This is a genomic window from Corynebacterium sp. HMSC04H06 (assembly GCF_001815935.1).
Taxonomy (GTDB): domain Bacteria; phylum Actinomycetota; class Actinomycetes; order Mycobacteriales; family Mycobacteriaceae; genus Corynebacterium.
On record NZ_KV823452.1, the window covers coordinates 12,296 to 26,950 of the forward strand.

Annotated in this window: 14 protein-coding genes and 1 pseudogene; 3 read left to right on the top strand and 12 right to left on the bottom strand. The window is 67.2% G+C overall.

All coding sequences use genetic code 11. The features are described 5' to 3' along the window. Positions 1 to 207 precede the first annotated feature (207 nt). Positions 208 to 1,332 carry a glycerate kinase gene (locus tag HMPREF3067_RS09695; RefSeq protein ID WP_070769520.1) on the top strand — a complete coding sequence of 375 codons (1,125 nt, stop codon included), beginning with the start codon at positions 208 to 210 and terminating at the stop codon, positions 1,330 to 1,332. Here the strand turns inward: HMPREF3067_RS09695 and HMPREF3067_RS09700 are convergent. Further along, positions 1,329 to 1,727, bottom strand: coding sequence for a hypothetical protein (locus tag HMPREF3067_RS09700; RefSeq protein ID WP_070769521.1), 399 nt, complete (start codon positions 1,725 to 1,727; stop codon positions 1,329 to 1,331). The genes HMPREF3067_RS09695 and HMPREF3067_RS09700 overlap by 4 nt on opposite strands. A 36-nt stretch (positions 1,728 to 1,763) precedes the next feature. On the opposite strand from HMPREF3067_RS09700, the gene HMPREF3067_RS09705 reads away from it, so the two are divergent. Continuing rightward, complete coding sequence (locus HMPREF3067_RS09705; protein WP_070769522.1) at positions 1,764 to 2,975, top strand: amidohydrolase; 1,212 nt, start codon at positions 1,764 to 1,766, stop codon at positions 2,973 to 2,975. A 94-nt stretch (positions 2,976 to 3,069) separates the two neighbouring features. Then, positions 3,070 to 5,445, top strand: a complete 2,376-nt coding sequence (locus tag HMPREF3067_RS09710) for a glycogen/starch/alpha-glucan phosphorylase (protein WP_070769523.1) — start codon at positions 3,070 to 3,072, stop codon at positions 5,443 to 5,445. Positions 5,446 to 5,545: 100 nt separating this feature from the next. Here the strand turns inward: HMPREF3067_RS09710 and pyk are convergent, their stop codons facing one another. From pyk to HMPREF3067_RS11400, 11 genes and pseudogenes are all read right to left on the bottom strand, one after another. Next, positions 5,546 to 6,961: a pyruvate kinase gene (pyk, locus tag HMPREF3067_RS09715; RefSeq protein WP_070769544.1), complete on the bottom strand. Its 1,416-nt coding sequence runs from the start codon at positions 6,959 to 6,961 to the stop codon at positions 5,546 to 5,548. Between the two features lie 126 nt (positions 6,962 to 7,087). Next, complete coding sequence (lgt, locus tag HMPREF3067_RS09720; protein WP_070769545.1) at positions 7,088 to 7,966, bottom strand: prolipoprotein diacylglyceryl transferase; 879 nt, start codon at positions 7,964 to 7,966, stop codon at positions 7,088 to 7,090. A gap of 37 nt (positions 7,967 to 8,003) precedes the next feature. Continuing rightward, positions 8,004 to 8,834 carry an indole-3-glycerol phosphate synthase TrpC gene (locus HMPREF3067_RS09725; protein WP_070769524.1) on the bottom strand — a complete coding sequence of 277 codons (831 nt, stop codon included), beginning with the start codon at positions 8,832 to 8,834 and terminating at the stop codon, positions 8,004 to 8,006. A 110-nt stretch (positions 8,835 to 8,944) separates the two neighbouring features. Next, positions 8,945 to 9,592: a TIGR02234 family membrane protein gene (locus tag HMPREF3067_RS09730; protein WP_083319263.1), complete on the bottom strand. Its 648-nt coding sequence runs from the start codon at positions 9,590 to 9,592 to the stop codon at positions 8,945 to 8,947. 32 nt (positions 9,593 to 9,624) lie between these two features. Next, the gene (gene hisI, locus HMPREF3067_RS11580) at positions 9,625 to 10,002 is read right to left on the bottom strand and encodes a phosphoribosyl-AMP cyclohydrolase (protein WP_246819296.1); all 378 of its coding nucleotides are present in this window, start codon (positions 10,000 to 10,002) and stop codon (positions 9,625 to 9,627) included. A gap of 3 nt (positions 10,003 to 10,005) precedes the next feature. Then, a pseudogene (gene hisF / locus HMPREF3067_RS09735) lies at positions 10,006 to 10,776 on the bottom strand (imidazole glycerol phosphate synthase subunit HisF); the annotation flags it as partial. 66 nt (positions 10,777 to 10,842) lie between these two features. Beyond that, positions 10,843 to 11,619: an inositol monophosphatase family protein gene (locus tag HMPREF3067_RS09740; RefSeq protein ID WP_070769546.1), complete on the bottom strand. Its 777-nt coding sequence runs from the start codon at positions 11,617 to 11,619 to the stop codon at positions 10,843 to 10,845. Positions 11,620 to 11,679: 60 nt separating this feature from the next. After that, the gene (gene priA, locus HMPREF3067_RS09745; protein ID WP_070769526.1) at positions 11,680 to 12,489 is read right to left on the bottom strand and encodes a bifunctional 1-(5-phosphoribosyl)-5-((5-phosphoribosylamino)methylideneamino)imidazole-4-carboxamide isomerase/phosphoribosylanthranilate isomerase PriA; all 810 of its coding nucleotides are present in this window, start codon (positions 12,487 to 12,489) and stop codon (positions 11,680 to 11,682) included. A gap of 14 nt (positions 12,490 to 12,503) precedes the next feature. Next, a complete protein-coding gene (hisH, locus tag HMPREF3067_RS09750; protein WP_070769527.1) occupies positions 12,504 to 13,139 on the bottom strand; it encodes an imidazole glycerol phosphate synthase subunit HisH in 636 nt (211 codons plus the stop codon). Then, complete coding sequence (locus HMPREF3067_RS09755) at positions 13,139 to 14,491, bottom strand: MFS transporter (protein WP_070769528.1); 1,353 nt, start codon at positions 14,489 to 14,491, stop codon at positions 13,139 to 13,141. Before HMPREF3067_RS09755 ends, hisH begins: the two co-directional genes overlap by 1 nt. Beyond that, positions 14,492 to 14,650, bottom strand: a complete 159-nt coding sequence (locus tag HMPREF3067_RS11400) for a hypothetical protein (protein ID WP_168166971.1) — start codon at positions 14,648 to 14,650, stop codon at positions 14,492 to 14,494. Between the last annotated feature and the right edge of the window lie 5 nt (positions 14,651 to 14,655).

Genomic DNA, 14,655 nt, shown 5'->3' on the forward strand with positions numbered 1-14,655 from the left:
TAAAAACGCGGGAACCTGCCTAGTGACAGTTTCCTTGGGCGGAACCGCTTTCGCAACCACCCCTTAGCCAGCACGGAAGAACCCAGCCTCCCTACCTGTACTTTTGCATGCATTCTTTTCTGTCACTTTACCGAAATTGAGGGGTAGAATCGCCTGCCGCACGGTGGTCCGCAGGTAGCGGGAGGCGCGTGCCATATAATTGCGCCCATGCATATCGTCGTCGCCCCAGACTCTTTCAAAGGTACTGCTAACTCGAGCCTGGCCGCCGCCGGCCTGGCCTCCGGCATCCGCAAGGAGCTACCCGAGGCCACGGTGGTGACCTGTCCCCTAGCCGACGGCGGCGAAGGCACCGCGCACACGCTCGCCACGGCAGCCAGCCTGGCGGGCCGCCAGCTGGACCGCGTGTGCATCCCCTCGGTGGACGCGCTGGGGCGGCTGACCGAGGCGGAGTACTACCTCGATCCGAAAACCGCCACCGCCTATATCGACGTCGCCGCGGCCACCGGCCTGCCCGCAGTCGCCGATAGCCCGGATCCGCTCCGCGCGGATTCCTTCGGCACCGGCGCCCTCATCGCCGACGCCGAGACCCGCGGCGCCAAGTCCATCGTGCTGGGTCTGGGTGGCAGTGCAACCATCGACGGCGGCATCGGCATCCTGTGCGCTCTGGGCGCAGCGCCCCACGATGCCCGCGGGCTCGCCCTAGCCCAAGGCCCAGCCGAGCTGGTGCGCCTGGGCGATATCGACACCGCGCAGCTGAACTACAAGGCCGGGATGCTGGACTACACCCTGCTGGCGGATACCCGCTGCACCCCAAGGGAGGCACCGTCCATGTACGGCCCGCAAAAGGGCGCTAACCGCGAGCAGGTCGCCCTGCTGACCGGCGCGCTGCTTAACCTGTGCGAATTCACCGAAGAAGACCCCACCACCGAGTACTTCGGCGCGGCCGGGGCGATCCCGGTGGGCCTTAGCTGGATGTCGCGCATCCTGTGGGGCAACGACGAACAAGTGCGCGTTCTAAGCGGCGCCGAGTACGTCGCCGACGCGCTCGACCTCGACCGGCACCTGGCCGAGGCGGACGCCGTGGTCACCGGCGAGGGGCGCTTCGACGCCCAGTCGCTGACTGGCAAGGCCGTGGGCACCGTCGCCGACCGCGCGGCCGCCTCCCCCAACGCACCGCGCGTGGCCATCGCGGCCGGCCAGTTCGCTGACGATGCCGAGCTGCCCGCCGGCAGCTTTCACGCCGCGCTGCCAGCGAGCGGCGAGATGCCCGAGCGCCTTCGCGCGGCCGGCCAGGCCCTGGCCCGCCAGATCCAGGAAGAGCTAGGGTCTTAGCGCTGGATATCCACGGTCCACGGGAAGATGGCCGGGCGCTCGTGGGCGGTCTCGTCCTCGAGCAGGACGTGGTCCTTGGGCAACGCCGCATGCGGGGTGAGAAGGCGCGCGAGCACCATCGTCAGCTGGTTGATGGAACCGGTAGCCCCCTCAACGGCCAGGGCGTAGCGCCGTACCTGGGCATTGTCGAGGTCGCGGCCTTCGTGCTCGTCGCGGTAGGTCTGGCGCAGCTGTTCTTCCACCCCCTCCGCCAGGCGCGGAGTATCATGACGCTTTACACTCGCCTGGGCCAGCTGCCCGTTGTCGACTAACCGATCCAGGGCTTCGCGGAAGACTTCTTCCACGCGGTCGGCTTGGTGGTCGGGAACGAGTACATCAAACTGAATAAGTGGCATGCAGGTAACCCTACCCAAACTATCGGAGTGAGATCTATGGCTTCCCCCACAAAGAATCCGGAGTTCGTCCGCGACCACGGCGTCGACCTGTCCTGGCAGGAGGATTTTTATCAGGATCTCCACCGCCACCCGGAGCTCTCCCACGAGGAGGAACGCACCGCGGCCCAGATCCGCGCCCGGCTAGCCGGCCTGGACTGCGAGGTAGTCGACGGCATCGGCGGCTTCGGGATGGTTGCCGTCTTCCGCAACGACGCTACCGAGGCCACCCCCACGGCCCTGATGCGCGCCGACTTCGACGCCCTGCCGGTGCGGGAGGCCACCGGCGCGGACTACGCGTCCACCAACGGCGCCATGCACGCCTGCGGCCACGACATGCACGCCACCGCCCTGCTGGGCGTGTGCGAGGTCCTCGACGCCCGGCGCGACGCCTGGTCCGGGACCTTCCTGGCGCTGTTCCAGCCGGCCGAGGAGTCCTCCATGGGGGCGAAATACATGCTGGCCGACGGGCTAACCGACCGCGTGCCCAAGCCGGACGTCTGCTTCGGCCAGCACATCATGCCTGGGCCGGCCGGCACGGTGCAAAGCACGCCCGGGCCCATCATGGCCGGCTGCGACAGCCTGCGCATCCGCGTCTTCGGCCGCTCCGCCCACGCCTCCATGCCGCACAACTCCATCGACCCGACCTTCCTGGCGGCGATGATCGTGGTGCGGCTGCAGGGCATCGTCGGCCGCGAGGTCGCCCCGCACGAGTTCTTTGTCATCTCCGTCGGCGAGCTGCACTCCGGGGATAAGAACAACATCATCCCGGCCTCCGCCGAGCTGGTCCTCAACACCCGCTACTACGACCCGCAGGTGGCCGAACGCGTCTACGCCAGCCTGGAGCGCGTCGTGCGCGCCGAGTGCTGGGCCTCCGGCAGCCCGCAGGACCCGACCTTCGAGTACTACGCCCACGGCGAGGTCACCGACAACGACGCAGGCGTCGATGCCGCCCTGCGCCCGGCCTTCGACGCCGTCTTCGGCGAGCAGTCCGTGACTTCCACGGGCAGCACCGCCTCCGAGGACTTCTGCTATCTCCCGCAGGCCTGGGGCGTGCCCTATTATTTCTGGCACGTCGGCTGCACCCCGGCCGCGCAGCTGGACAACCCGCCAGTCAACCACCAGACCGACTTCCTTCCCGACTACGCCCCGACCGTGGCCGCCGCCACCCAGGCGGGTCTTACCGCGGTGCTTGCCTATCTGGGCCGCTAAGGCGCCCCGCGCGAAGTCGGGCGGGCCGGGCTACCTTCCGTTACAGTAGGCAGTGTTTTTACACTCTCCCCTCGACGCGAAGGTGTCTTAGCCTATGGCCTCTCCCACGGATTTTTCCTCTGCCATCCCCGGTCACGTCCGCGCCGCCGCCGGCGTGACTCCGCCCGCCGCCTCTAACCGCAAGTACTGGTCCGGCCTCGCCAACGCGGTCATGGACCACATCGCCGCGGACTGGGAAACCACCCGCCGCGCCTACGCGCCGGCCCGCCGCCAGCACTACTTCTCCGCCGAGTTCCTCCAGGGCCGGGCCCTCCTCAACAACCTCACCAACCTGCGCCTGGTCGATGACGCCCGGGAGTATGTTCAGTCCACCGGCCGCGAGCTGGCCGACATCCTAGAGGCGGAGCACGACGCGGCCCTGGGCAACGGCGGCCTGGGGCGTTTGGCCGCCTGCTTCCTAGACTCCGCGGTCACCCAGAACCTGCCGATAACCGGCTACGGGCTGCTCTACCGCTACGGCCTGTTCAAGCAGACCTTCGACAACGGCTACCAGGTCGAGAAGCCGGACGCGTGGATGGAAAACGGCTACGACTTCCTGGTCCGCCGCGCCAGCACGCAGCGCCGCATCCACTTCGACGACATGGACGTGCGCGCCATCCCCTACGACCTGCCGATCACCGGCTACGGCACCCGCAACGTCGGCACTCTGCGCCTGTGGAAGTCGGAGCCCATCGATGATTTCGACTACGACGCCTTCAACTCCCAGCGCTTTACCGACGCCATCGTCGAGCGCGAACGCGTCATGGACATCTGCCGCGTGCTCTACCCCAACGACACCACCTACGAGGGCAAGCTCCTGCGCGTGCGCCAGCAGTACTTCTTCGTCTCCGCTTCCCTGCAGGAGATGGTGGACAACTACCTCGAGCACCACGGCGAGGACCTGCGCGGCTTCGCCCAGTACAACTGTATCCAGCTCAACGACACCCACCCGGTGCTGGCCATCCCGGAACTGCTGCGCATCCTGCTCGACGAGCACCAGATGAGCTGGGATGATGCCTGGAAGGTGGTCACCGAGACCTTCGCCTACACCAACCACACCGTCCTCGCCGAGGCCATGGAAAAGTGGGAGGTCTCCATCTTCCAGCGCCTGTTCTGGCGCATCTGGGAACTGGTCGAAGAGATCGACCGCCGCTTCCGCGAGGACATGGCCCAACGTGGCTTGGACCAGGACACCATCGACTACCTGGCCCCGGTGGCAGACGGCCAGGTCCGCATGGCCTGGATCGCCTGCTACGCCTCCTACTCCATCAACGGCGTGGCGGCCCTGCACACCGAGATCATCAAGGCCGACACTCTGCGCGACTGGCACGAGATGTACCCGGAGAAGTTCAACAACAAGACCAACGGGGTTACCCCGCGCCGCTGGCTCAAGATGTGTAACCCGCGGCTGGCGGACCTGCTCACCCAGGCCAGCGGTTCGGACAGCTGGGTGACCAACCTGGACGAACTCGCCGGCCTCGCCGGGCTCGCCGACGGCCCCGACGGCGCCGCGCTGCTGGACAAGCTGCGGGAGATCAAGGCCGCTAACAAGCGCGACTTCGCCGAGTGGATCCACCGCCACCAAGGCGCCGAGGTCGATCCGGCTTCCCTTTTCGACGTGCAGATCAAGCGCCTGCACGAGTACAAGCGGCAGCTGCTCAACGCGCTCTACATCCTGGACCTGTACTTCCGCATCACCCAGGACGGCGAAGAGCCGACGCCGCGCGCCTTCATCTTCGGCGCGAAGGCCGCGCCCGGTTACGTGCGCGCCAAGGAGGTAATCAAGCTCATCAACTCCGTGGCCGACCTGGTCAACAACGACCCGGCCACCCGGGATATCATCCGCGTGGTCTTCGTGGAAAACTACAACGTCTCCCCCGCCGAGCACATCATCCCGGCCGCCGACGTCTCCGAGCAGATCTCCGTTGCAGGCAAGGAGGCCTCCGGCACCTCCAATATGAAGTTCATGATGAACGGCGCACTGACACTTGGCACCCTCGACGGCGCGAACGTCGAAATCGTCGACGCCGTGGGCCGCGAGAACGCCTATATCTTCGGCGCCCGCAACGACGAGCTACCGGGCCTGCGCGAGAACTACAACCCGGGCGCGCTCTACCACGAGGTGCCCGGCCTGGCCCGCGCCCTGGATGCCCTGACCAACGGCACCCTGGACCGCAACTTCGACGACCTGCGCTCCAGCCTTCTCGATGGCTACGGCACCTCCGCCGCCGACACCTACTACGTCCTGGGCGACTTCGCCGACTACCGCGACAAGCGCGACCAGGCGGCCGCCGACTACGTCAACGACCCGCGCGGCTGGGCCCGCAAGTGCTGGCTGAACATCTGCTACTCGGGCCGCTTCTCCGCCGACCGCACCATCCACGACTACGCCACCGAGGTCTGGCACCTCGACGCCCTACCCATCGACTAGGACTTAGACACGGACAAGCGCCCGGCACTGATTCCAGGTGCCCGGGCGCTTGCGCCTTAATCACAGTGCCTTAGGAAGCCTTAGGGAGCCGTAGGAGGCCTTAGAAGCGGGTCTCCCCCAGCAGGTGGCACTGGATCATGTTGGTGTTGCCAGAGATTCCCGGAGGGGTACCGGCGACGACGACCATCAGGTCGTTCTCATCGTAGGCGTCCATGGACAGCAGGGCCTCGTCCAGGGCCTGCATCATCTCATCGGTCGAGCCGACCTGCGTGCTCAGGAAGGTCTGCGCGCCCCAGGTCAGCGCCAGCTGGGAGCGCACCGCCTGGTTCGGGGTGAAGACCAGCAGCGGCAGCTGCGAGTGCAGGCGGGCCACACGGCGGGCGGTGTCGCCCGAGGTGGTAAACGCCACGATGGCCTTCGCGTTGAGGCGCTCGGCGATGTCGCGGGCGGAATAGGAAATCACGCCGCGCTTGGTGCGCGGGACGTGCGCCAGCGGCGGCACGCGGCCGTCGGTCTCCGCGCGGGAGACGATCCGGGCCATGGTGCGCACCACGTTGTGCGGGTCCACGCCCACGGAGGTCTCGCCGGAGAGCATCACCGCGTCCGCGCCGTCCAGCACGGCGTTGGCCACGTCGGAGGCCTCCGCGCGGGTCGGGCGGGAGTTTTCGATCATGGAATCCAGCATCTGGGTGGCCACGATGACCGGCTTCGCGTTCTCCCGGGCGATCTGTACCGCGCGCTTTTGGACCAGCGGGACCTGCTCCAGCGGCACCTCGACGCCCAGGTCGCCGCGGGCGACCATGATGGCGTCGAAGGCCAGGACGATAGACTCGAGCGCGTCCACGGCTTCCGGCTTCTCCAGCTTGGCGATGACCGGCAGGCGGCGGCCCTCCTCATCCATCACCTCGTGGACCAGGTCCACGTCCGCGGGCGAGCGCACGAACGACAGGGCGATAAAGTCCACGCCCAGGCGCAGGGCGAAGCGCAGATCCTCGATATCCTTCTCGGACAGGGCGGGCACGGAGATGTCCATGCCCGGCAGGGACACGCCCTTGTTGTTGGAGACCGGGCCACCCTCGGTGACCTCGCAGATAACGTCGTTGCCGTCGACTTCCTTGCAGACCAGAGCCACCTTGCCGTCGTCGACAAGCAGGCGGTCGCCGGGCTTGGCATCGTTAGCCAGGCCCTTGTAGGTGGTGGAGACGCGGTCGTGGGTGCCCTCGACGTCGTCGATGGTAATGCGGACTACCTCACCGGTTGCCCAGTAGGTCTCGGTCTCCTTGAAGCGGCCGAGGCGGATCTTCGGGCCCTGGAGATCGGCCAGGATGCCGACCGCGCGGCCGGTCTTATCCGTGGCTTCGCGCACCCAGCGGTAGTTCTGCTCATGATCAGCGTGGTCGCCGTGGGACATGTTGAGACGGGCAACGTCCATTCCGTCTTCAACCAAGCGGTGAATAGCGTCTTCGCTCGCGACCGCGGGGCCGAGTGTGCATACGATTTTGGTTCTTCTATCCAACATCTATCTGTGCCTGCTCCTGTAATGGTGACTGCCTAACCATTCCCAACGTACCCCGCCCCCGCGGCGGGTGCCACTGCAAAAACGGAAACAATCCCACAGATTCCCACATTAGGGCTCGGAGCACTACTGCCCCGCCGCAGCGAACTTCGGTTCCACCTCGTCCGCGGATTCCTGGCCGCGCGGCAGGCGGAAAAAGACAATGCAGGCCGCCACGAAGACCACCACGGAAACCAGCACGTTGACGCGCACGTCGAAAATCAGCGTGGCCTCATCGGTGCGCATCTGCTCGATGAAGAAGCGGCCGAAGGTATACCCCATGACGTAGAGCGCGAAGACCCGCCCGTGCCCCAGCTTCCACGCACGGTGCGCCCACAACAAGAACAGGCATACGGCCACGTTCCACAGCAGCTCGTAGAGGAAGGTCGGGTGGACCGAGGCGATGACCTCACCCGTGGAGGTGCCGCTGACCGGCGCGACCCGGCCGGCCTCGTCGACACGGTAGTAGATGTCCAGCGCCCACGGGACATCGGTTTCTGCCCCGTAGAGCTCCTGATTGAACCAGTTGCCCAGGCGGCCGATGCCCTGGGCCAGCACCAGCCCCGGCGCCACCGCGTCCGCAAACGGCCCCAGCGGAATGCCCTTGACCTTGAACATCACCCACAGCGCCACCGCCGCCAGCGCCACCGCGCCCCAGATGCCGAGGCCGCCGTTGGTGATCTTCAGCGCGTCGACCGGGTTGCACTCGGCACAAAAGTACTTGTCGTAGTCCGTGATGACGTGGTAGAGGCGCCCGCCGATGATGCCGGCGGGGATGACCACGATGGCGGCGTCCCAGACGGTGTCCGGGTTCCCGCCCATCGCCCGGTAGCGGCGCAAGGTCATCCACATTGCCACTAGGATGCCGGCGACGATGCACAGCGCGTAGGCGCGGATAGGAATCGGGCCTAAGTTCCACACGCCCTGCGGCGGGGACGGGATATTGGCCAAGTTCATAATCTGCACGTACACAGTGTGCCCCAAAGGCCACCCGAATGCGAGATCAGGGGGTCTTGCGCGATGGGCACGCCGGGTGCTTGCCGGCGGCCACCAGGCTGCGGGCCAGGGCGGTGGGATCCTGGGCGGTCATCACCGACTCGCCCACCAGCACGGCGTCGGCGCCCTGCGAGGCGTAGCCAAGTAAGTTGCGGGGGTTTTCCACCCCGCCGACGGCGATCCGCAGCAGGGATTCGGGCAAGCCAGGCACGATCTCGGCGAAGGCCCCGCGGTCGATGGCATCCGAGGACAGCGACCACGCGTTGATGCCCACCACGGTACCGCCCGCCTGCATGGCTCGGTCCGCGTCTCGGCTGCTGCGAATTTCCAGCAGGGCCACCATGCCGAGCGACTCGATCCGGTCCAGCAGGGCCTCCAGGCGCGCCTGCTCCAGCAGCGCGACCTGCAGCGGCACGACGTCCGCGCCGAAGCAGCGGGCCTCGTGGATCTGGTACGGGTCGACGATGATGTCCCGGCAAATCATCGGCACCTCGGTGGCCGCCCGGATGAGCCGCATATCGTCCAGCGAGCCGTGGAAGCGGCGCCGGTCGGTCTGGCAGGCCATCATCACCACGCCGGCTTCTTCGAAGCTACGGGCAAGCCGCGTCATCCGCTCCGGGTTGTCTAGGCGCGCGATCTCGCCTAGGTATGGCACCGCCCGTTTGAATTCGGTGATGACCGAGCAGCCGCTGGTTAAAAGCGCCGCCTTGGCGTCCCGGGGCGGTTCCATGGACCGGGATTTCGCCTTGATGTCTTGGAAAGAGACCTTCGTTTCGCGCGCGGCTACGTCTTCGAGGACGCCGGTGACTAGACGGTCAACGGCAATAGGGGTGGGCACCGGGGCACCTCCTCGAGGTAAGCGACAAGGATCACATGCGCAGTCTCACCTAAGGCTATCCCTTCAAGCGTGCCCAGCGGAAATCCAGAGGTACCCCCGATTGGCAAACTTTAGGTTAAACGCCCACGTTGGTTGTCTAAATCGGTGGGGTCAATGTCAGCATCCAGCGCGTCCCACAGCACCCGGCCGCTGTCCGGGGACTCCTGCAGATCCTGGGCCAGCTTTTCTTGCCGCATGGCGGGAGTTTCGTATTTGTTGGAACGGGCGGTGTCCTCGCCCGGACGGGTGGCCAGCAGCACGGCGCCAAAGAGCGCGACGGACGCGGCGACGAGGGCGAGCACGGGCCCGGCGGTGTGCGCCGTGGCCTCCGTGATGACGGCCCAGTCCGAAATGGAGGTCACGTCCACCGCTAGGTCGTTGTCCTGGCCGGCCTGCAAAATGTCCTGGGCGCGCTGCACGTCTGGGCCGGCGGTCAGCAGCTGGAGCGGCCGCCAGGCCACCGCGGCCGCCGCCACCGCGCAGACGATGGCCACCACCCGGCGGGCCAGCCGCCGCAGCACCAGCCCGGCCAGCGTGCCGGCCAGCAGCAACAGCATGATGGCCATGAGCTCGACCGACCAGTGCGAGCCCAGGATGTCCACGACCTGCCCGCCGGACTTATCGTCCTCGGCGGAGGCCTGGACCCAGCTCATGCGCGACGAGCCCCACAGCCCAATCGCGCCGAGGGCCATGAGCAGCGGGCCAATTCGCTTTCTCACGTCGACTCCCTTCCTGCGGTTACTCAGGGATCCTAGAGTAGTACATCGGCGTCGAAGCAACTGCGATCGCCGGTGTGGCAGGCCCCGCCCTTTTGTCGGACGGTCACCAGGAGGGTGTCGCCGTCACAGTCGAGCTGGACGCCCAAGACCTCCTGGGTGTTGCCGGAGGTCTTCCCCTTGACCCAGTACTCCTGCCGGGAGCGGGAGAAATACGTGCCCTGGCGGGTGGTCAGGGTATGGGCCAGCGCGTGGTCATCCATCCAGGCCAGCATCAGCACCTCGCCGTCTACCGACTGGACGACGGCCGGCACTAGCCCGTCCGCGTTGCGCTTCAGGCGGCTAGCAATCGCTGGGTCCAGTTCGCATACTGCCGGGTTGGCCGAGGAAGGCTGCGCCTCCGGCTCCAGCACCGGCCGGACCGAGTGCCCGGCGCGAGCCAGGGCGTCTTTGACCTCGCCGATGGAGGTCTTACCGAAGTGGAAGATGGAGGCGGCCAGGACCGCGTCCGCGCCGGCGGCCACGGCCGGCGGGAAGTCTTCCGGCGCGCCCGCCCCGCCCGAGGCGATGACCGGCACGTTGACGGCGCCACGCACGGCGGTAATGAGCTCGGTGTCGAAGCCACCTTCGGTGCCGTCGCTGTCCATGGAGTTGAGCAGGATCTCACCTACGCCCAGGTCGGCGGCGGTCCGGGCCCACTCCAGGGCGTCGAGGCCGGCGGAGCGGGTGCCGCCGTGCGTGGTGACCTCGAAGCCCGACGGGGCCCAGTCCTGGCGCTGCGCGGTCCGGCGCGCATCCAGCGAGAGCACGATGCACTGAGAACCGAAGATTTCCGCCAGCTCCCGCAGCAGCTCGGGGTGGGCGATGGCGGCGGTGTTGACGGAGACCTTGTCCGCGCCGGCGCGCAGGAGGGCGCGCACGTCGTCGGCGCTACGCACTCCGCCGCCCACGGTCAGCGGGATAAAAACCTGCTCGGCCGTGCGACGCACGACGTCGATGAGCGTGCCGCGGCCCTCCTTCGAGGCGCTAACGTCCAGGAAGGTAAGCTCGTCGGCGCCGAGCTGGTCGTAACGGGCGGCCAGCTCCACCGGATCACCGGCGTCGCGGAGGTTGGCAAAGTTGACGCCCTTGACCACGCGGCCGTTATCGACGTCGAGGCAGGGAATAACCCGCACAGACAAGGTCACGGGGAGCACACTCCTTTTTTAAAAAAAGTCTGGGCCAGCGTGGGAGCCGGCTGGATAGCTGCTGTTTTAGTTGTCGGCCCGGTTGGATCGGATAGAATCCAGGATGGTCGCGTGCACCTGCGCGGTGCCGACCACCATGCCGGCCGAGTGCACAGTCCACTCCTCGCCGTAGGGATCAGTGACCAGCCCCCCGGCCGAGCGCACGAAGAGCGCACCCGCGGCGTTGTCCCAGGCGTGCGGGGAGAAATTCACCGCTCCGTCAAAGACCCCCTGACCCACGAAGGCGCTGTCCAGCCCCACGGACCCGGTGATCCGCGGGCGCAGGCCCTTGCGCTTGAGATCGTTGAAGATGGGCGTTTGCAGGTGCGAAGAGCAGCCGACGTGGCCACGGGCCTCGTCAAAGCCCAAAGCGTCTTCCCCGCCGCCGAAGCCGTTCGGCGGTCCCCCAACCGAGCGCAACGGCGCGCCGTCAGCTGCGGCGAGCCGGCGCCCCAGAAGCGGGAAATCCGCCACGGCCACGAGGGGTTGGTGGTCCTGGACGAGTGCCACCAGGGTGCCGCACAGCGGGTTGCCGGCCGAGTAATTGGCGGTGCCGTCGATGGGATCGACCACCCACACGGTCTCGGCCAGCTTGCCGCCCGATTCTTCCCCGTAGACCGGGATGCCGGTGAGCTGGGTCAGGCGCCGGCGCAAGTTGGTCTCGATGGCGATGTCGACCTCGGTGGCGAAGTCGCCCTGGCCCTTGAACTGGGCCGGCTTCGCGCCCAGCCCGGTGCGGAAACGGTCGGTGGTCTCATCCACGATGGCCTCAGCGAAGGCCAGCAATTCCAGCGGCGATGTCATGGCGTGCTCACTCATCCTCGGTCGGTTTTTATCCTGCGGTGGGGTGGTCTGTGGGTCGGTCTATCCTCTGTCTTCCGGGGAATCAAGGAGGTCGATGGGGGTCTCGGCCGGCAGCGGGTCAACCTGGGCCACCGCTGCAAGCGCGTCGTCCAGGCGGAAGCGTCCCTCGTAGAGGGCCTTGCCGATGATCGCGGAGTCAATGCCACGGTTAAGGAAGGTGGCCAGCTCCGTGACGTCGTCCAGCGTGGAGATGCCGCCGGAGGCCGTCACTGCGGCATCGGTAGCCATGGTCACGTCCTGGAGCAGCTCCAGGTTGGGCCCAGAAAGGGTCCCGTCCTTGGTGACGTCGGTGACCACGAAGCGCTGGCAGCCGGCGGCGTCGAGGCGCTCGAGGACCTCCCAGAGATCGCCGCCGTCGGACTCCCAGCCGTTGCCGCGGGTGCGCCACTCCCCGTCTTCTTCCTGGATCGCCAGGTCGACGGCGATTTTGTCGCCGTATGTGTCGATGACGCGGGCGATCCACTCCGGGTCCTGCAGCGCGGCGGTGCCGATGTTCAGGCGGCGCGCACCGGTGGCCAGGGCGCGCTCCACCCCGGCGTCGTCGCGGATTCCGCCGGTCAGCTCCACCGGGATGTCGAGCCGGCCGACGACTTCAGCCATCATCTCGTGGTTGGAGCCGCGGTTGAAGGCGGCATCCAGGTCGACGAAGTGGAGCCACTGCGCGCCCTGCTCCTGCCACTGCAAAGCGGCCGCCAGCGGATCACCGTAAGACTTCTCGGTGCCGGCCCTGCCCTGCTCGAGGCGCACGGCCTGGCCACCCACGACGTCGACGGCGGGCAGGAGTACGAAGGAATCTGTGTGCTGAGTCATTGTCTATATCCTACCTACAGGGTGCCCATCCAGTTGGATAAAAGCTTCAGCCCGGTGGCCCCCGATTTCTCCGGGTGGAACTGCGTGGCCCACAGGGCGCCGTTTTCTACCGCGGCCACGAAGCGATCGCCGCCGTGGCTGGCCCACGCCACCGACGGCGGAGTGGTGATTTCGGTCTCCAGCTCCCAGGCCCGCGCGCCGTAGGAGTGCACGAAATAAAAGCGCTCCTGCGGGTCGATGCCGGCGAACATCGCGCCGTCGCTAGCGCGCTCGACCGTATTCCACCCCATGTGCGGCAACACGTCCGTTTGCAAGCGCGTGACCATGCCGGGCCACTCACCGCAGCCGGCGGTTTCGATGCCGTGCTCGTTGCCGCCGTCGAAGAGCACCTGCATGCCGACGCAGATGCCCAGCACCGGCCGGGCCCCGGCCAGGCGCTGGCCGATGATCCGCGGGCCCTGGATGGCGCGCAGCCCCTCCATGCAGGCGGCGAAGGCGCCCACGCCGGGCACGACGAGGCCGTCGGCCTCCGTGGCCACCTTCGGATCCGCGGTGACCTCGACCCGCGCCCCTGCTACTTCCAATGCCCGCTGGGCCGACCGGAGGTTTCCGGCCCCGTAGTCCAGCAGGGCTACCCATTTCTCCTCCACTAGTCCAGCTCCTTGTTGACGTTGTTGACGTTATCGAGTGTGTTCTTCTTCAGTTCTTCGGTCCGGGTACCGGTCCGGCGCTGGTTTCTCGCCGGCGCCTTCCGCAGGCGGCGCAGGCGTGTGCGGATGTTGTCGATTTCGGCCACGCGGTGGCGGCCCAGGATGGTATCCAGGCCGGTCATCAGGATGCCGGCCAGGATGATGACGCCGCCGGCCCCGTACGCGCCCGCGTAGCCGTAGCCGGTGACCAGGGCGGCGAGCACGACCGAGCCCAGGCCCGTGCCGGCGTCGTAGAAGATGTTCCACACCGCCGAGGCCTGCGAGATTTTCGAGCGGGGCAGGCGGTTGAACATCGACAGCAGCGCCTCGTTTTGCGCGATACCGAAGGCGATGCCGAAAAAGACCGAGGCCAGCACCATCCACCACACGGACCACCCGTTTACCATGGCGGCCGCCATCAGCAGCATGCCCACGCCGCCGATGACCTGGGCGGGAATGTACAGGTGGCCGGGCTCGCCCAGGCGGTCGGCGACCACGCCCGCGAACAGGCGCGAGACCATCACCGATCCGCCCACGATGGACAGCATCAGCCCGCCCAGCACCGCGCCGGTTTCCGGATCAATCTCGCGGACCGAGGCCGGCAGGAAGGAAGAGACCACGCCGTAGCTCATCGACAGGGTGGTCAGCGCCAGGGCCGGCACGATAACCAGCTTCCAGGTGGAGGCCCTAGGTGCCTCGGCGGTCTCCGACTCGCCGCCGCTGCGCGGGTGCACGCTCGGCAGGCGCAGGCACATGACCACCGCCAGGCAGGCAATGGCCGCGGCCGTGTAATAGGTCGAGGCGAAGCTGATGTTTTCGGCCATCGCCAAGCCCACCGGCAAAAAGATCATCTGCGACAGGCCGATGAACAGGCCCATCGTGCCGGTGGCCTTGCCCAGAAGGCGCAGCGGGACCAGCTCCGCAATGAGGGCGGATTCCGCCACCGTCAGCGCGCCGAAGCCGACACCGCGCAGCGCGGAAAACAGCAGCACCTGCCAGACCTCCATGCCCAGCAGGTGCCCCAGGGCGGGGATGCCCAGCATGCCGGCGGCCACGGCCATGACCGGGCGGTAGCCGAAGCGGCTGAGCAACCAGGGCGTGAACATCTGGGTGATGACGGTCGCGGCCATGAACGCACCCGTGGACCCGCCGGCGAGCGTGTTCGAGCCGCCCGCGTCGAGCACCGCCATGGGCAGAACGGGAAGCAGCAGCGACCACGCGCCGAAGGCGGCGGCCACGGCGACCATGGTCTCCGGGAACCCCGGGACCTTCCACAGACTAACCGTGCCCTGCGATGCGCCTGCTTCTGCCATCTATTGCATCTCCCCAATCATCCAAATCAACGCGGTAATGGTCGTAATGCCGCCGAGTGCGGCGGCGACGATGGTCCAGAAACGCGAGCCGGACTGGTAGGCCGTCCAGGCCCCTCCCAAAAGGAGCCCACCCAGCAGGAAAAGGATCCAGACCATCATGTACA